The following is a 17,973-nucleotide window of genomic DNA, read 5'->3' as shown; positions in this document are numbered from 1 at the left end:
AGTGATTTATTTTTGAAAAAAAACCGCTTTTGGTTTCTAATATGCCGCACAAGTCTAAAGCTATAAAGAATTTATAAAGTAAAACACAGAATTACCAGGCCTGGTAATTTTATTAAATTAGGAGACAGTTCATGTCAGTACAACACCCTATCGTTACCGTAACTGGTTCATCTGGAGCAGGTACTTCTTTTGTTAAACGTGCTGTAGAAAAGATTTTTGATCGCGAAAACCTAAACGTTGCTATTGTTGAAGGTGACAGCTATCACAAGTACAGCCGTGCTGAAATGAAAGAAAAAGTCGCTGAATCAAAAGCAAACGGTGGTCCAACATTAACTCACTTTGCAGAAGCTGCTAACGAATTTGCCGAACTAGAAGCTCTTTTTAAAGAGTATAAAGAAACGGCTACAGGTAAGCGTCGTTACTATATTCACAGCGATGAAGAAGCAGCTGAACATAATGCACGTTTAGGTGGTACTAACTACCAATCTGGTGAGTTTACTCCTTGGGAGCCAATTCCTGAAGGTACGGATGTACTTTTCTATGAAGGTCTTCACGGAATGGTTAAACGTATGGATCACGGTCCTGAAGAAGGTATGCACAACGTAGCACAGTATGTTGATTTAGGGATTGGTGTAGCACCATCTATCAACATCGAGTGGATGCAAAAAATCTACCGTGATACAGCAGAACGTCCATATTCAGTTCAACAGGTACGTGACACCATTCTTGAGCGTATGCCTGACTATATTGAGACAATCGTTCCTCAGTTCCACCGTACTCACATCAATTTCCACCGTGTACCGTTAATTGATACGTCTGATCCATTCTCAACCATGTCTCCAGATGCACCAATGGGACCAGCACCAGAAGATTCTTTAATCATCTGTCACGTTCGTCACCAAGATGTTGATCTAGAAGCCGTTAAAGACCAAATTGAAGGTGCTTTCTTACAGAATGCAGAAACGTTAGTTTGTAGCGGTTCACATATGGTTCAAGCAATGGATTTAATGATGACACCAATCATTCAAAATCTAATTGCTAAAAAACGTGCTGCAATGGCAAATGCTTAATTATTAAGCTTTTGCATATGGCATTAAAAACCCGCTCTTTTAGCGGGTTTTTTTATGTCTATTAGATTAGTTCCAGGGTATTTATTTTGTGCTGTCACTATGGAGAATTTGAGCAACTTGTTAATCTAAAAACTTTGCTTAACGCAAAATCGCAACCTTAGCTTCTAATTTAATTTTTCGGTTTAACCTTTTCTCAATCTCTGCCTTAACCTTATCTACTTGCTCAGAATTAATCCCTTTATCAGACAACAAGGTAGCTGAAAGGTATAACGGTGACAATTCTCGAATTTGCACATCTCTAACCTGTATTTCTCCAAAATTCCAACCCTCAAGTTCAGAAATAACATGTTGTTTATCCACTAATTTTGCAAATGAAAAATTCAAAGGAATACTCACTAATAGTACAAATCCTAATGCGTAAGCAACCCCTTTTTTAGCTAAATGAAACGGACTAAATCCCATCACCAAAAACGTGATGGTCGAAGCTAAAACAATTCCCACTAAGTTAGTAATAAATAATAAAAAAGCAGCTGAAAATGTATGCCAATCAAGCCAACCAATACCAATACCTGAAACCGCTAATGGAGGAACTAATGCCACAGCAATAGCGACTCCCGCTAAGCTTTTTGCCACCTCTGAACGAGCACTCGCATAAGCACCTGCAATACCAGAAATCACAGCAACCGCTAAATCTAAAATGGTAGGGCTCAAACGTGCAGCAATCTCTGTAGTAACGACTTGTAAAGGTGTAATGAGAGTGAGCAAAATACCAAAAATAAGGGCCAGAAAAATCCCAACAAGAAGGGTTTTAACACTGGTTAATATAAAATCAACATTTTGGCGAAGCACCCCCATAGATAAAGAAATAATGGGTGCCATGAGAGGGGCTAAAATCATAGCACCAATAATGACAGGTGCTGAATTGGCAAACAAGCCAACCGTAGCAAGAAGGGTTGAAAGTACCATTAATACCAAATATGACTCGGTAATTTGAGCACTCTCTTTTAGATTAACAAAAGTCTCTTTTACCTCTTCATGATCAACGTGATGAATCCAAGGTAATGAACGGTCACTAAGCTCTTTAACAGCTTGCCCTTTAGGTAAAGTAGAGACACAAATAGACTCTTTAATCTCTTTGGCCGCCTCTTTATTCGGGAGTTTTTGACTCATAACCTTAAGTGCATCGGCTTGTACGGAAATATCTAATTTATCATCCGTATAAGGAACCGCATCAATAGTAAAGGATAGAGGTTGAGGTGCTGAAACATGAATTGTACGCGTTGTAATATGGCCAATATAATTGGCTAGACTCTGTGTGCCCTCTTTATACGGAAATAAACGTGAAAAGAGAAAACGAACCACTTCTGAAATGCTTCTTGGTGCTAAAACAATAGCATTTAATGTAGATTGATCTATTTCAGTTTCACCAATCACTCTTTTAGTAAAGTCACTTCCACTTGGACGATATACGAAGGTAATTCCCAATGCTGCCGTGTTAACTATTGAACCTTTTTCTGTTTGAAGTTTAAAAGGTGAAAGACTCACCTTACTCAAATTAAAAGTCATGACTGTTAAGTATTTAAGCTTGCTCCAAATACTATTATCTATATTAGAAGCGGGTCGCATTATGGTTGGGTTACCCAACATAACCGAACCTAAAACAAGGTGATTATTACAAAATAATAAATCGCTTGTAACAGGCTCTTTTGTGGTTTTTATATCCTCTAATACTTCCTCAATTTTTTTAGAAACCGGAAAGGTACGATAAAACCGGTTTAAATCTGGATGAGGTAAAAAGCCAACTGTCCAACTCTTTTCAACCGCAAAGGGAATCAAGTCATATAAAGCTAAATCGCCTAACCAAAATAAAATATTCGCATTATCTGGCAAAGATAATTCATTAATAGACGTAAAAGGCAAAGTAGCCCAGTTTTTATCTAGATGAGGGATTACAGAACTTTCAAATAGCTCTAAATTTTGGTCATCAAATAGAACAACACAATCAGAAAAATTTGTCATAAGAATTCCAAGTTCATTTAGAAAGTAATTGACTGATTATATGCGTATTAAAGTGAATGAACGAAAAATATCTGTTTTTTTAACTCAACTCAAAACCATGGAAAAAGCCGATCATAAAAACCATCATAAATTTGATGCGATGTCCTAATGCAGGTTATTTAACAGGCCTGGTAGATATTACATCAGGTGAAAACAATGTGGTGGGAACTTTTGTTAACCAAAAAAATGAATGGCATGGAATCTCCACCCATGGACAGGTAGTAATGTTAGTAAACAATTACAAACCGTAGTTAAATAAAAAAGCACCCACAAAAAAGCACCCATTTGGGTGCTTTTATTCATTATAAACAAGCCATTCTATTGAAGAATGCTATTTCAAAATTACTTAAAAACGGTAAGTCACACCAGCTTGTAATATCGGTAGAAAATCATATTCAGACAGTTTATCCTGTACTTTTTTCTCTTCTTTAGCGATCTCTGCTTGAATTGAAGGATCAGTAGAAACATCATTTCCGTTCAATGTACCTGTACCTATAATATTAACATTTGTAGTACCGGTAAAGATGGCTCCCAACTCAATTAAACCACCCCAGCCTTTTTCTGGAGAGTTCCCCCACCCTAAACTCAGACTAGGTGCATTATTCCAGTCTAACGTACCGTTCAGTGTCACATTACCACTATAAGTGGTATCACCAATCGTAATATCTGAACCATTCTTTTGTGCATCAGCAGCAACATTAAAATTATTAACTGCATAGCCTGCAGAGAGAAAAAAACTGTTTTCAAAAGGATGGTAATCTAAAGCCAATCGGTTAATACCATTTTTTGTTTTAACTTTGTATTCAATATCCGTTGTTGCTGTTTCACTCATATCCATACCTGAAGACAGTGCACCTCTAACTTGCCAAGAATTATTGATTGGATAGGTTAACTCTAAAGTAGGCCCAGCGAATAAACCGTAATTAATACCAACTCCTACAGAATTTAATTCAGATGCTTTACTTGCAAATGGCGACATAGCAACCATTCCACCCAATACACTAGATACTATAATTTTTTTCATTTTTCTCTCCACAAAATAAAACTTAAACCAATAAAAATTCTATAAATTAAAGTTCAAAAGAATCAATTTTTCTTCTATCACGTTTGGTTGGTCGTCCCATACCTTTTTCTCGATAGCCAACCAATGCCATATCAGCGGTTGGTTTTCGTTGATTTAATACTTCATTGTCTAATTGATAAAGCGTTGCAGCTTGTTCGGCATTACCCCGTTTATCACTCACAATCAGTACAGTAACCTCTACTTGACGATGCACTTGGGTGATTTTAAGTTTATCACCCACACTTAAGGTTTTACTTGGCTTAGGTTTAAAACCGTTTAGCTCAATTTTGCCGCCTTTAATCGCTTCAAGAGCTACACCACGAGTTTTAAAAAAACGTGCCGCCCATAGCCATTTATCTACTCGTAATTTATCCATAAAATTTACGCTAACTCGGTTAACCAATCTTTTGGTGTTAAATAGTTATAAATATTAGATTCTTCGGTTCCTGGCTCTGGATGGTAATTGTATTTCCAATTCACTACTGGTGGCATAGACATTAAGATAGATTCAGTACGGCCACCTGTTTGCAGGCCAAAAATAGTGCCTCGGTCAAACGCGAGGTTAAACTCAGCATAACGACCGCGACGGTAAAGCTGGAAGTCTTTTTGACGTTCGCCATATTCCATTGTTTTACGACGTGCCACAATTGGACGATACGCGGTGATAAAGTGATCACCAACCGATTGCATAAATTCAAAACATTTGGCAAAGTCCCAACCAAAAGTACTTTCATTTAAATCATCGTAAAAAAGTCCACCCACTCCACGTGTTTCATCACGATGTTTTAGATAAAAGTATTCATCACACCACTGTTTGTATTTTGGATAGATTTCATCACCAAAAGGTTCGCAAGCTTCTTTTGATTGTTGATGCCAATGTAATACGTCTTCATCAAAAGGATAATAAGGTGTTAAATCAAAACCACCACCAAACCACCAAACGGGCTGCTCTCCCTCTTTTTCTGCAATAAATAAACGGATATTGGCATGAGAAGTTGGAACATATGGGTTTCGAGGATGAATAACCAGTGAAACACCCAAAGCTTGAAATGAACGTCCAGCTAACTCTGGGCGATGTGCGGTTGCTGAAGGCGGTAGGTTTTTACCTTTTACGTGCGAAAAGTTAACTCCGCCTTTTTCAATGACATCACCACCTTCCATGACTCGAGTACGGCCACCGCCAGTCAAGCCCATTATGCCCTCTTCACCCTCTCGCTCCCACTCATCAACAATAAAATCCATTGAGCCATCTTCTATGGCTAATTGTGAGCAAATATCGTCTTGTAAGCTAAGTAAGTAACTTTTAACGGCTTGAATATTGATAGCAGTTTCTGACATGATGAATCCTTAAATAATGAGTAGGGTTATTCTAGTCGTTCTTAATTTTATTTGCATGTTTGCAAAGCAATCTACCCTGTTCTAATTTCAATAATGCGTGCACCATTTTTTAAAATAAATAATTTTGCCAAAAATAACGTTAGATTAACGCATAATATCAATACGTTAAATTAAGCTAAACTACTTAACTCTAAGAGCAAACATGATGAAACCACTTTTATTTTTAACCCTTATTTTACATAGCTGGCTAGCTTATGCTAATGATGATCAAACACAGCTATTAAAACAATTTCATGAATTTGGTATTACCCATTGCGATGAATTTATTTCTAAAAATACCGCCACACCGGGTGTCTGGAAATTTTTTATGTCCAAACATCCTGGTGGTATTGATGGCCCAAGTACAGAGGTATCTTTAACCCAAATATCTGGAAAACCAGGCCAATCTTTTAAGACAGACTACACCTTTATACAAACTTTAAAACAATGTTTTTTACATAAATCAGGACAAATTGTTGCGTTTGATTCTTGTGCTAAGGCGGTTGATAGCAAAGTGTGGAACTTACAATACAAATTACCAGAATTTGATTATGAGAGATATAAAGATAAAAAAGGCGTCATTCTGTTTACCAAAGAGATTGCGATAGATGATAAAAAGATCTGTCTCCTTAACTACGAATTCCGTACTCAGGGTAAACACAGTATCTACAAAAAAATAGATAGCGAATCATTAAGCAATCAAAAAAAACTCAATCCAATACCAGCTAAGTAAAGACTAAATTAACTGCTTTAAATGTGAGCTTCGCACGAGTGAAGTGATTTGGTTATAAAAATTTATGTAATAGATTTATTACGCAAACTTTATTAACCTTATTTTCATTGAATAGTTCTTAAATTTCGGTATTCTAGCTTTGTTAGTATCAATACCTATTATTTTATGAGGCCGCTTTATGAACAAAAACAGAACCTTCTCCCTAAACACTTTAGCTGCTCTACCGTTATGTTTTGTTTTAACAGGCCTGGTAAACCCAGTTCAAGCCAGCTGGTTAGATCAGGGTGCTGATTTATTAAAAAGTCTACAAGATAAATCGAGCTCAAGCACAAATAATACGGTAACCAATCCTGCCATCCCCAGTAATTTATCTAGTGAAGAAATACAAAAGGCTTTTAAACAAGCTTTATCAAAAAGTTCTGAGGTAGTAGTTGATAAGCTAGGTACTTTAAATGGCTTTAATAGTGATCCTAAAGTACATATTCCGCTTCCAGATTCTTTAAAAACGGTTCAATCAACGCTTGATAGATTTGGTATGGGTAAATATATGGATGACCTTGAAACTAAACTTAATCGTGCTGCTGAAGTGGCTACTCCACAGGCAAAAGCTTTATTTATTAAAGCCATTCAAGATATGAAGTTTGAAGACGTTAAAAAGATTTACGATGGCCCAAAAGATTCTGCCACACAGTATTTAAAATCTAAAACAGAGCCAGAGCTTAAAGCCAAAATGACACCCATTATAGAAAACTCTTTAAATGAGGTTGGAGCCATTCAAGCTTATGACAAAGCCATTAACAAATACAAAAACTTACCTTTTGTTCCAAATGTAAAAGCTGACTTGCTTGACCATGTATTAGATAAAGGCATGAGTGGCATGTTTTATTACATGGCACAAGAAGAAGCCGCTATTCGTAAGGACCCAGTTAAACAATCAACCGAATTATTGAAAAAAGTTTTTGGCCAGTAATGAACCATTAAGTCGAGGTAGTAATTACGGAATTTGGTTATGCAAATACTCTCTTATTCAAAACATCTAATCATTGTTTTATTTTTAGCAGGCCTGGTAGGTTGTACAACGACCAGTACTAAACAAGGCACAGTGGGTATAAAACGAGAACAACTCCTTTTGGTTTCTCCGGCAGAGATGCAAAAAGGAGCCCAGCTTGCCTACAACTCTGTTTTAAAAGAAGCCAAAACAGCTAAAAAACTCAATACCAATAGTGCCATGCTTAAACGTGTGCGATCTATTGCTAACAGAATTATCCCACAAACCGCCATTTTTAGAGAAGATGCCCCTAAGTGGAAGTGGGAAGTTAATGTTTTAGAGTCTGATCAATTAAATGCTTGGTGTATGCCTGGAGGCAAAATTGCGTTTTATACAGGTATTATCAATAAACTTAAATTAACCGATGCTGAAATTGCGGCTATTATGGGTCACGAAATTGCTCATGCTTTGCGAGAACATGGTAGAGAGAGAGCCTCAGAACAAGCGTTAACCCAAGTTGGACTAAGTGCATTAAGCATTTTTACTGGAGCCCGTGGCCCAACACTGGATGCAGCGGCAATGGCTTTGCAAGTTACCGTTACATTACCCAACAGCCGTACCCATGAGGTTGAAGCAGATAGAATGGGCGTAGAGCTTGCAGCAAGAGCAGGCTATAACCCTTATGCTGCGGTCAGTGTTTGGCAAAAAATGGAAAAACAGTCTGATGGGGGGCGACCACCTGAAATACTCAGTACTCACCCTTCTCACGCAAGTCGAATCAAAGATTTAAACGCCTACGCTAAAAAAGTAGAGCCGTTATATAGGCAAGCTATAAGGCAAAAAAGCTATATACGCTAATATTTGTTTTGTATCTAAAGCCTACAATTAACAGAAAAATTTAGAGATAAACACTTTGATTAAAAAGTATTTTCCAACATTTAAGAATCCAGTTTCTCTTGAAGAGTATCGCCAAGAGATGATACTGACGACCATTATTCCATTGGGTTATATCATAATGGGAGTTTTTGGCCTTTATAATGCCTTTATTTTAAAAAACATCTACGTAACCATCATCTCTGCAACATCAGCAGGCATGCTATTGGTAGTACACATTTACTTCAAAAAATCTCAAGATATCATAACTCCCGTAACCATCGGTCTAGTGGCATATGCCGTGTTTTTACTCGCTTTTAACTATATCAACCAAAATTATGGCTTTGGTCTAGTTTGGACGATTATTTTTCCAATCGTAGCGATTATTAGTCGTGGAAGACTTTGGGGCACATTTCTTAGTTTACTGTTCTTTATTATCGTCTTTGCCGAGCTTTATCTTGGCTTAAGCAATTGGCTAAATAGTCAGTGGGATATCACTGGACTATTACGTTTTAGCTTTGCCTATTTTGCGATTTTATATATTATTTTCATGATTGATTTTACTTACGAAAACGTCTATTTAAAAAATAAATCTAGTGACAAAAATTCAGATAAAGCAAATCAAATTTTTCCAACAACCAAAGATCCTTTAACCCAGCTTTATAATCGCCAATATTTACCGTTGGTCTCACCTCTTCTGTCGGTACAAATACAACAGCAACAACCCAGCGTAATTTTTGGATTAATTAAATTAGATGACTTTAGAGCTTACAATGAACAATATGGTCATCAACAAGGAGATGCGGCCATTCAAAAAGTCGCCGAAGCATTACAACAACTGGTGGGCTCTCTAGAGGGTATTTTATTTCGTACTGGTGGTAATGAATTTGCTCTTACTATCTTAATCAAACAGCCTAAAGCCGTTATTCAAAAATTAAAGAAAGTCCACCAACTAATTGCCGATTTGAATATTAAAAATGAAAACAGTGAATATCAAAAATTAACCATTTCAGCAGGCCTGTTAAAAACAGAAAATAGCCAATATTTTGATTTTGACGACTATTTTAAACAGGCTAATCAAGCTCTACAACAAGCAATAAAACAGGGTAAAAACCAAACTATTATTGCCCGTTAGGTTATTTTTATGGCCTAAGCACCTGTGCCGTTCTGGCATCTCTTATTTGTGTTGGTTGGTCTAATCCGCCAAGCTCAGCGTCAACACAATAAACCTTATCATCAAATACCTTAATAATTTGCTCACAAGACTTAGCTGGTGGTTGGCTAGAAATATTGGCACTGGTTGATACTATTGGCCCAGAAAACTGCTTACACAATGCCTGCACAATCGGGTGGCTAGAAATCCTAATTGCAACTGTATCTCGCCCTCCAGTAATCCAATCGGGCATGGGCTTTTTAATAGGTAAAATCCAAGTAACTGGCCCAGGCCAAGTCTCTAAAACTTGCTGCTGCCAAGAAGCCCCATCCAACTCAACCCACTCGGTAATTTGTGCAACAGAAGCCGCCACTAGAATAACGCCTTTTTCTAGAGGCCTCTGTTTCACGTGAAACAAATCTGCCACTGCCTTTTCATTAAAAGGATCACAACCTAACCCATAAACCGCTTCAGTTGGATAAGCAATTGTTTTACCTTGCTGTAAATACAACACTGCCTGATTAACTTGTTGCTGAATTTTTGAGGATAACGACACTGAGTATTCCGATTTTATTTGTGCTAATGGATTTAAAGTACCGCCCAATTGTAATCCAATAAACTATATAAATACATGAATTTGCCTAGCATGTGGCAATCTACTTGCAGTTGAAAACACACTTTTAATATATTGATATAAACTCTACTTTAAACCTATGTCTATCTAATTAATCAAACTTACCAGGCCTAGTAAAAACCATTTACAAAGACCTCATTTGTGATGAATTTAAAACAACGTTTTTATACGCCAGCATCAAAATGCTGATTCAAGTAAATGAAATTGAGGCTCCTAACCATAACATCATGGTTATTGATCTTAGAGTAGAATCAGAACTAAACAAAAAAACATAAAGTAGATTTACCAGGCCTGGTAAATCTAAGTAAGAGAAATCTATATAGTAAATATATTAAAATAGAAAAACTGATTTATTGATGAAGCTGTAACACACGTTTAAAGACATTAGGATCTTTGATTTGTGTCATTTCACCTTCTCGAGGAATATGTTTATCTTTAAGACGAGATAAGAAAAATCTAAGTGCCGCTAAACGCAAAGCAGCTGGCCAGGCTACTTGTTCTTGCTCTGTTAAAGAGCGTTGCGTTTGGTAAGCCGATATCATGGCATCTATACGTTCTTTATCAAATTCGATTTTTGATGGCTCATCAGCATGTACACGACACCAATCATTTACCATGACGGCTAAATCGTATAATAGTGTCGAATTACAGGCGTAATACAAATCAATTATCCCAGTTAAGGCATCACCATTAAACATGGCATTGTCACAAAATAAGTCGGCATGAATCACACCCTTTGGAAGTTCTGCCCAATCGGTTTGAGCTTGAAAAGCAAATTCCTTTTCAATCATCTGGCATTCATCGTCTGCTAAATAACCTTTAATGCTTGTATAAGTGGTTTGCATCCAATTTAAATCACGGTCATTTTCACGATTGCCTTCATAATGTTGTCCCGCAATATGAAAACGAGCTAATTGCCCACCCATAACACCACATTGTTCAATAGATGGGTCTTCTACAGTATTACCTACTAGTCGCTCTACAAGAGCAGCAGGCTTACCGCATAACTCTTTTAAATAGCCATTGGAGTGTGTTGGCATTGGATGAGCTGTTGGAATATTGTGTTCTGCCATAAACGCCATAATATTTAAGAAATAAGGCAATTCTTCAAAGGTATGGTGTTCAAAAATCGTTAAAACAAACTGCTCTAGTTGGCCATGCTTTGTCGTGTTTACAAAGTAATTGGTGTTTTCAATTCCGGCACTGATTCCTTGGAAGGATTCTAAAGTACCAACATCATAATCTTCTAAAAAGGCCACTAATTGTTGTTCTTCAACGACTGTATAGACAGACATAGAGTAAAGTCTCTTATATGCATCGATTATTCGGTAGAATAATCCGTTGGGACTTTTACAAAACAAATATTTGTGTAAAAGCCTCAAATTAATTAAATAAATTATTTCAACTCACTGCTAAATATTGGCCAATCAATTAGCTAATCAAAGCTAATTTTTAAAGCCCAAGCAGTAAGTGCAAATTTTATCACAATGAGCAATATAAATGACCGATTCAAATTCGCAAATCAGTTTTAATCCCGATAGCCCTTTTATTTTAGTAGATGGTTCCTCTTATCTATTTAGAGCCTTTCATGCTATGCCGCCTCTAACAAATGGCAAAGGTCAGGCAACGGGCGCGATTTTTGGGGTAATTAATATGCTCGGTAAATTGCTTGAGCAATATCAACCAGAGAAAATGGCGGTCATTTTTGATGCCAAAGGCAAAACTTTTCGTCATGAAATGTACAGCGAATATAAAGCCCATCGCCCGCCAATGCCCGATGAACTCCGCACTCAAATAGAGCCAATTCATGAAATTGTTAAAGCATTAGGTTTGCCATTATTGGTTATTGATGGCGTAGAAGCGGATGATGTAATGGGAACCTTTGCTCATCAAGCAACCCAAGCCAAACACGACACTCTCATCTCAACGGGTGATAAAGATTTGGCACAACTTGTAAATGAACATGTGACATTAATTAACACTATGAACGACAGTTTATCAACACCAGAAACCGTCGTTGAAAAGTTTGGCGTTCGTCCAGATCAAATCATTGATTATTTGGCCTTAGTGGGAGATAGTGCCGACAATATCCCAGGAATTCCTAAGTGCGGCCCTAAAACAGCTGTTAAATGGCTTAATTCTTTTGGCAACATCCACAATTTGGTTGAAAACGCCCCTATGATTGGTGGCAAAATTGGTGAAAACCTTCGTAATAACCTAGATCAACTAGCTCTTTCTAAAGAGTTAACCACTATTAAAGTAGATTGCGACTTACCTGTTAGCCTAGATGATATTCAACGCCAACCACCTGATATGCAACGTTTACAAGAATTGTTCACGGAATATGACCTAAAGAATTGGCTAAATCAAGTAATGAGTGGTCACGTGCCTTTCTCAAAATCAACAGGTGCAAAAGCACATAGCCAAACCATTCAAAAGAAAAATACTAACAATGATACAAACTCAGATTCTAACGATGAAAATTCACCAGCAGTTCAAGCAACTACTGTAGCTTCTAACTACGAAACTGTCTTTACCCAAGAAGCATTTGATAACTGGGTAAACCGCATTGAAGCTTCTGAACTATTTGCCATTGATACCGAAACCACCTCATTGAACACCTTACAAGCAAAAATTGTTGGGTTATGTTTAGCGGTTAAAGATCCAAAAAACCCTGGTAACCAGGCCTGTTATATTCCTTTAACTCATGACTATGAAGGTGCACCCGAGCAACTTGATATTGAAATGGTATTAAATCGTTTAAAACCTATATTAGAAAACCCAAATGTTGCTAAATGTGGTCAAAATTTAAAATATGATTGGCATGTGTTTCAAAATCACGGTATTTCACTTAAAGGTATGCAGTTTGATACCATGCTCGAATCTTATAGCTTAAACAGTGTAGCTACTCGCCATAATATGGATGATTTAGCCCTTAAATATCTAAATCACCGCACCACACACTTTGAAGAAATTGCAGGTAAAGGCAAAAAACAACTGACCTTTAACCAAATTGAAATTGAAACTGCAGCGCATTATGCTGCAGAAGATGCCGATATTACTTTGCAACTACATCAAACACTTTGGCAACAATTAGAAGCAGAACCAACCCTTAAAAAGGTATTTACCGACATAGAGATGCCATTAATGCCTGTTTTGGCACATATGGAACGTAACGGTGTATTACTTGATACAGAGATGCTTGCCATTCAAAGTGATGAACTAAGCAAAAAACTAACAGAACTCGAACAAAAGGCACATTTAATCGCTGGAGAGAACTTTAACCTCAACTCTTCAAAGCAACTACAAGTGATTTTATTTGAGAACCTACAGCTACCAGTTATTAAAAAAACACCAAAGGGCCAACCCTCTACTGCAGAGCCAGTATTGGCCGAATTAGCGGAACAAGGCCATGAGATTCCGATTCTTATTTTAGAATACCGTAGTTTAGCCAAACTAAAATCAACCTATACCGATTCTTTACCTAAACAGATTGATAAGGATACCGGTCGAGTTCACACCTCGTACATGCAGGCGGTGGCGTCTACTGGACGTTTATCTTCAACTGAACCCAACCTGCAAAATATTCCAATCCGTTCTGCAGAAGGTCGTCGAATTCGCCAAGCCTTTGTTACCAAGCCTGGTTATAAAATGCTAGCAGCTGATTATTCGCAAATTGAATTACGAATCATGGCTCATTTATCCGGTGACCAAGGCCTTTTAGATGCATTTGCACAAGGTAAAGACATTCACCAAGCCACCGCTGCAGAAATTTTTGGTGTCCCTTTAGAAGAAGTCACCACAGAACAACGTCGCAGTGCCAAAGCAGTTAATTTTGGTTTGATTTACGGAATGTCTGCATTTGGTTTAGCTAAACAATTAAACGTCGGTCGTAATTTAGCTCAAGAGTACATCGACCTGTATTTCTCACGCTACCCTGGCGTATTACACTATATGCAAAACACCAAAGATCAAGCTAAAGACACAGGATATGTAGAGACTCTCTTAGGACGTAGATTGTACTTGCCTGACATTAATGCTCGTAATGGTCAACTAAGACAATACGCTGAACGCACAGCGATTAACGCACCTATGCAAGGTACCGCTGCTGACATCATTAAAACAGCAATGATACAAATTGAAAGCTGGCTACAAACCTGTGATTTTGATATTCAAATGATTATGCAAGTGCACGATGAATTGGTGTTTGAAGTGGCTGAATCTCAATTAGAAGCGGTTAAACCTGAAATAAAACGCCTAATGGAATCGGCATTAGAACTTAAAGTACCACTTATTGTTGAAATTGGCGAAGGTAATAACTGGGATGAAGCACACTAACTTTATAACGAATGCTGATTAACATCTGATTAAATCCTCAATAATTTCATAATATTTTATCCAAAAACAGGTCTTTATTTAAAAAATAGAGGCCTGGTATCTCTTTCTTTATCCTTTCACTACTTACAATAATATATTGTTAATATTCATATAGTTAAAATACTTTTCTACTTTTTAAAAAAGCGAATATTGGATTCATTTCAATAAATTATGTAATTATTTTACATTTTAATTGACAATAAACTCTCCATTTAAGTAATATTATAAATGTAAACGTTTAACATATTTTGTATAATACTCACATTGGAGACAGTTCTATGAACACTCAAACTCAAAAAAATATTTTAAAAACTCTTGCTGCAGCTGCTTTAGTTACTGCTACTTTTGCAACCATGGCGATGGATATGACAAATATGCAAGCACAACAAGAGATGGCTATGCATTCACAAGAAAAAGTGCAAACCATGACTCAAAACATGGAAAAAATTCAAGCCATGACTCAAATCATGGAACAGACTCAAGCCATGACACAATCAATGGAACAGGCTCAGAACCGTGTTAAAGCTCAATTAGAAATTAATGCAAATAATGATGTCATTGCTTCTAAAGAAGAAACAACAACTGAAGCTCCTACAACGGAATCGCCTGAAACAGAAGCGGTAACAGATTAAAAAGCATTAAAAATGTATGGCTATATATAGGGCTAAACTTTAAGACTTGTTTATGCCCTACGCCATATAAAAAGGTAAATGATGAATCACTCAATTTTTAAAATCATTTTGTTACCAATCATCCTTATTGTGATTGGCTCTATTGCTTTAAGCAAAGTAGCACAGGCTGCAGACAGCACAAAACTAACAACTGGTTTATTTTATGCTAATGGTCAAAGTGAAACCATTAACAGTGACGATGTTTCATCGACCTCTGTTCCACTGCTTATTTCAGTTAAAAAAGACAAACTTTCTTTTGGTGTGTCTATGTCTTATCTCACAATTGAAAGCGGCAATTTAAAAGAACAAGGTATCGGGGATACGACACTTTCATTAGGTTACGACGTAACCAACAACTTTGCTTTAAAACTCAGAGAAAAACTACCTACTGGTGATGAAAATAAAAGTTTAAGTACCGGTAAAAACGATACTTCAGTACAACTAGATTATTTTGCCGTTGCCAACCAAAAAGTCTCATTTTTTGGTTCCGTAGGTTATAAGTTTGTTGGTAAAGTTACTGGACAAAATATGCAAGACACCGCTTTTGCCTCAATTGGAACTGGCCGTATTTATGGAAAAAATACCAGTGTTGGCGTGAGCTTAGATTACAGAGAAAGTGTGTTTAAAAATTTAGATGATCAATTAGGTATTGCTGCATTTGTTAGCAAGCCAATTAACGAAACCTATAGCTTATCTGCATTTGCAGGCTATGATAGTACTCAGACCAACAGTATTGGTGTGAGTTTAACCACCAAATTTTAAAGTATAGAAATATGACTCAAGAATCTTCAACCTCCATTAAAGAAAAGGCATTAGCCAAAGCTTTAAGCAATATGCTTAGGCCTTTAGTTCGCCTGTTAATTCATCAAGATATTACTTATGTAGGTTTATTAAACCTGCTTAAGCGTACCTATGTAGAAGTTGCCGAAGAGTCCTTTTCTATAGAAACCAAAAAACTAACCGATAGCCGAATTAGCTTACTCACAGGTATTCACCGTGGTGATGTAAAACGTATTCGTACTGAAAACATTAATCAACCAACAGAAAAAGAGTTAAAGGCTAGCTTGAGCTCGCAACTTATCTCAATTTGGATGGGTCACCAAGGTTATATAGATTCTGAAGGAAACCCATTAGTCTTATTTCGTTGTCAACAAGATGGTAGCCCATCTTTTGAAGAGATGGTTTTTTCAGTGTCTAAAGATAAACACCCAAGATCAATTTTAGATGAATGGTTAAGCCAAGGTTTGGTTGAGCTTCTTCAAGAGAAAGGGGTCGATAAAATCCAGCTTAAGGAAACAGGCTATGTTCCAGCAGAAGACTTTGAAGAAAAGTTATTCTTTGCTGGTAAAAATATTGGTAGCCACCTTACAGCTGTTGCCCACAACCTTGAAAATAAAACACCAGCTATGTTTGATAGAGCTGTTTATTATTCAAATCTTACCGATGAATCAATTGAAAAAATAGAAGCTCTTTCAAAAGAACGCATGATGGCAGTTTTAACTGAAATCAACCAATTGGCAAACCAGTTGCAGGAACAAGATTCTGCTTTAGATAATGCAGCTGAAAATGCAACCAAAGAGATGCATGTAGGTGCCTATTTTAGCCGTGCTTTATTAAAAAATGAGCAATCAAGTTCATCAGAGCAGGAATAAATTCATGTTCATCTTTACTGCCCTTTGCAATTATTTGTCATACCGTTTTTTTAACTTAAAAAAAGCACTTGTTGTTATAACAGCGGCCTTATTATTAAGTGCTTGTCAGTTAACACCAACTGAGGTTAAAACAGCCTCTAACTCTGGATTTGGTGGTACTGGAAAAACAGCCGATCAAACCACTCAAGTCGCCAAAACCTCAGGTTTTGGTGGAACTGGTCAAGTAGCATCTAACTCTGGATTTGGAGGTACTGGTATCATTGGTACTATTACCGAATTTGGCAGTATTTGGGTTAATGGTGTTGAAGTTGAATACAGCAAAAACGTTAAGGTAACATCAAACCTCTCAACTAAAGAGACCCTACAACTTGGACAACAAGTGGTGGTTGAGACTGAGCTCGGTCATAAACAACCTTGGGCAAATACAATTCAAGTATTTTATCCTTTAGCAGGCCTGGTAGAAAAAGTTGAAGATAATTTAATTGTAGTTGATGGACATACTGTAATCATTAACAAGCAAACCCGTATTGCGGATGGCCTTAATGTTAAAGCAGGCGAAATGGTTGCTGTAAATGGATATCCTGATAATGATAACCGTTGGGTTGCGACAAGATTAAGCTACAACACAGAAAGCAAGCATATTTATCAAGTAATTCCTGATGTGCATTTTTCTAATAAAGTAAATAACGTTATTATTGAAACCAATAAAACACAGCTTTCTGATTGGAATAAAGTTTTCTCGGGACTTAATATTAATCTTATTGAGAACTCTGGAAATCACAAAATGAATCAAAAATATCTGTTAAAAGCAGATGTAAATAATGGAAAAATAACTGGTTATCATCTGCATGATTATTATCGAATGGTAAAAAATCAAAAGGTTAAACAAGACGGTGAATTTAACAATTTGAAAGAAATACCAAAAATGCCCAAAGGTGGCCAAATAAAAAAGCCTCTGGAGCCTCTAGAAATCAAAGAGGCTCATGAAACTCTTATAGAACAAAAAACGATAATACAAAACCAATTGGAGCAGATGTATCAACTTCAAGAAATTAAAGATAATATACAAAATATCAATGAGTTAAGAAGCCAAATGCCATTAAAAAAATGATCTGATTTAGATCAAACTGAAAACAACAGAGCCACTAAGAAGTTTATTCTTAATGGCTTTTTTGCTTTTTTATAAGCTCTCTTAACCAAAACTTGCACATTATTTGCACCTTTAAACCCTATAACTTAGTTATAGTTTTTATCGTAGTTTGCAAAGACAATATTTATATAGACACAACTCTAAAACTCGTTATTACAAACGTTTTAAACCACC

The 17,973-nt window shown here is 36.7% G+C and carries 17 protein-coding genes; 11 read left to right on the top strand and 6 right to left on the bottom strand.

The genetic code is table 11. The features are described 5' to 3' along the window. The first annotated feature begins 131 nt into the window (after window positions 1-131). Complete coding sequence (locus ACORJQ_RS01725; protein WP_321325461.1) at window positions 132-1,070, top strand: phosphoribulokinase; 939 nt, start codon at window positions 132-134, stop codon at window positions 1,068-1,070. Window positions 1,071-1,208: 138 nt separating this feature from the next. On the opposite strand, the gene ACORJQ_RS01720 is transcribed toward ACORJQ_RS01725, so the two are convergent. Continuing rightward, window positions 1,209-3,089, bottom strand: coding sequence for a TIGR00341 family protein (locus ACORJQ_RS01720; RefSeq protein WP_321325459.1), 1,881 nt, complete (start codon window positions 3,087-3,089; stop codon window positions 1,209-1,211). A gap of 134 nt (window positions 3,090-3,223) precedes the next feature. Between ACORJQ_RS01720 and ACORJQ_RS01715 the strand changes: the two genes are divergently transcribed. Then, entirely contained in the window at window positions 3,224-3,379 is a 156-nt protein-coding gene (locus tag ACORJQ_RS01715) for a hypothetical protein (RefSeq protein ID WP_321325457.1), read from the top strand. A 95-nt stretch (window positions 3,380-3,474) separates the two neighbouring features. Here the strand turns inward: ACORJQ_RS01715 and ACORJQ_RS01710 are convergent, their stop codons facing one another. Genes ACORJQ_RS01710 through hemF form a run of 3 tightly spaced genes read right to left on the bottom strand, consistent with a single transcriptional unit; the run spans window position 3,475 to window position 5,529 of the window. Then, window positions 3,475-4,152, bottom strand: a complete 678-nt coding sequence (locus ACORJQ_RS01710) for a hypothetical protein (RefSeq protein ID WP_321325455.1) — start codon at window positions 4,150-4,152, stop codon at window positions 3,475-3,477. A 46-nt stretch (window positions 4,153-4,198) separates the two neighbouring features. Beyond that, window positions 4,199-4,567 carry an Hsp15 family ribosome-associated heat shock protein gene (locus ACORJQ_RS01705; protein ID WP_321325453.1) on the bottom strand — a complete coding sequence of 123 codons (369 nt, stop codon included), beginning with the start codon at window positions 4,565-4,567 and terminating at the stop codon, window positions 4,199-4,201. Window positions 4,568-4,572: 5 nt separating this feature from the next. Then, complete coding sequence (hemF, locus tag ACORJQ_RS01700; RefSeq protein ID WP_321325451.1) at window positions 4,573-5,529, bottom strand: oxygen-dependent coproporphyrinogen oxidase; 957 nt, start codon at window positions 5,527-5,529, stop codon at window positions 4,573-4,575. 202 nt (window positions 5,530-5,731) lie between these two features. Between hemF and ACORJQ_RS01695 the strand changes: the two genes are divergently transcribed. From ACORJQ_RS01695 to ACORJQ_RS01680, 4 genes are all read left to right on the top strand, one after another. Further along, a complete protein-coding gene (locus tag ACORJQ_RS01695) occupies window positions 5,732-6,301 on the top strand; it encodes a hypothetical protein (RefSeq protein WP_321325448.1) in 570 nt (189 codons plus the stop codon). Between the two features lie 178 nt (window positions 6,302-6,479). Continuing rightward, window positions 6,480-7,271, top strand: a complete 792-nt coding sequence (locus tag ACORJQ_RS01690) for a DUF4197 domain-containing protein (protein WP_321325447.1) — start codon at window positions 6,480-6,482, stop codon at window positions 7,269-7,271. Window positions 7,272-7,310: 39 nt separating this feature from the next. After that, the gene (locus tag ACORJQ_RS01685; RefSeq protein WP_321325445.1) at window positions 7,311-8,147 is read left to right on the top strand and encodes a M48 family metallopeptidase; all 837 of its coding nucleotides are present in this window, start codon (window positions 7,311-7,313) and stop codon (window positions 8,145-8,147) included. A gap of 55 nt (window positions 8,148-8,202) precedes the next feature. Then, window positions 8,203-9,297: a GGDEF domain-containing protein gene (locus tag ACORJQ_RS01680; RefSeq protein ID WP_321325442.1), complete on the top strand. Its 1,095-nt coding sequence runs from the start codon at window positions 8,203-8,205 to the stop codon at window positions 9,295-9,297. A gap of 7 nt (window positions 9,298-9,304) precedes the next feature. On the opposite strand, the gene ACORJQ_RS01675 is transcribed toward ACORJQ_RS01680, so the two are convergent. Together ACORJQ_RS01675 and ACORJQ_RS01670 are read right to left on the bottom strand one after the other, a co-directional pair. Beyond that, window positions 9,305-9,919 (bottom strand): L-threonylcarbamoyladenylate synthase type 1 TsaC, encoded by a 615-nt coding sequence (locus ACORJQ_RS01675; RefSeq protein WP_321325440.1) that lies wholly within the window; start codon window positions 9,917-9,919, stop codon window positions 9,305-9,307. A 380-nt stretch (window positions 9,920-10,299) separates the two neighbouring features. After that, the gene (locus ACORJQ_RS01670; RefSeq protein WP_321325438.1) at window positions 10,300-11,244 is read right to left on the bottom strand and encodes a homoserine kinase; all 945 of its coding nucleotides are present in this window, start codon (window positions 11,242-11,244) and stop codon (window positions 10,300-10,302) included. A 205-nt stretch (window positions 11,245-11,449) separates the two neighbouring features. On the opposite strand from ACORJQ_RS01670, the gene polA reads away from it, so the two are divergent. From polA to ACORJQ_RS01645, 5 genes are all read left to right on the top strand, one after another. After that, the gene (gene polA / locus ACORJQ_RS01665) at window positions 11,450-14,287 is read left to right on the top strand and encodes a DNA polymerase I (RefSeq protein WP_321325436.1); all 2,838 of its coding nucleotides are present in this window, start codon (window positions 11,450-11,452) and stop codon (window positions 14,285-14,287) included. 317 nt (window positions 14,288-14,604) lie between these two features. Next, window positions 14,605-14,958 carry a hypothetical protein gene (locus ACORJQ_RS01660; RefSeq protein ID WP_321325434.1) on the top strand — a complete coding sequence of 118 codons (354 nt, stop codon included), beginning with the start codon at window positions 14,605-14,607 and terminating at the stop codon, window positions 14,956-14,958. Between the two features lie 81 nt (window positions 14,959-15,039). After that, window positions 15,040-15,759 carry a hypothetical protein gene (locus ACORJQ_RS01655; RefSeq protein ID WP_321325433.1) on the top strand — a complete coding sequence of 240 codons (720 nt, stop codon included), beginning with the start codon at window positions 15,040-15,042 and terminating at the stop codon, window positions 15,757-15,759. Between the two features lie 11 nt (window positions 15,760-15,770). After that, window positions 15,771-16,649, top strand: a complete 879-nt coding sequence (locus ACORJQ_RS01650) for a DUF6502 family protein (RefSeq protein ID WP_321325431.1) — start codon at window positions 15,771-15,773, stop codon at window positions 16,647-16,649. Window positions 16,650-16,653: 4 nt separating this feature from the next. After that, on the top strand, window positions 16,654-17,760 hold the full coding sequence (locus ACORJQ_RS01645) for a DUF5666 domain-containing protein (protein WP_321325429.1): 1,107 nt from the start codon (window positions 16,654-16,656) through the stop codon (window positions 17,758-17,760). Window positions 17,761-17,973: the final 213 nt, after the last annotated feature.

The organism is Thiomicrorhabdus sp., from assembly GCF_963662555.1.
GTDB lineage: Bacteria > Pseudomonadota > Gammaproteobacteria > Thiomicrospirales > Thiomicrospiraceae > Thiomicrorhabdus.
This window is presented reverse-complemented; position numbering and strand designations above follow the sequence as displayed.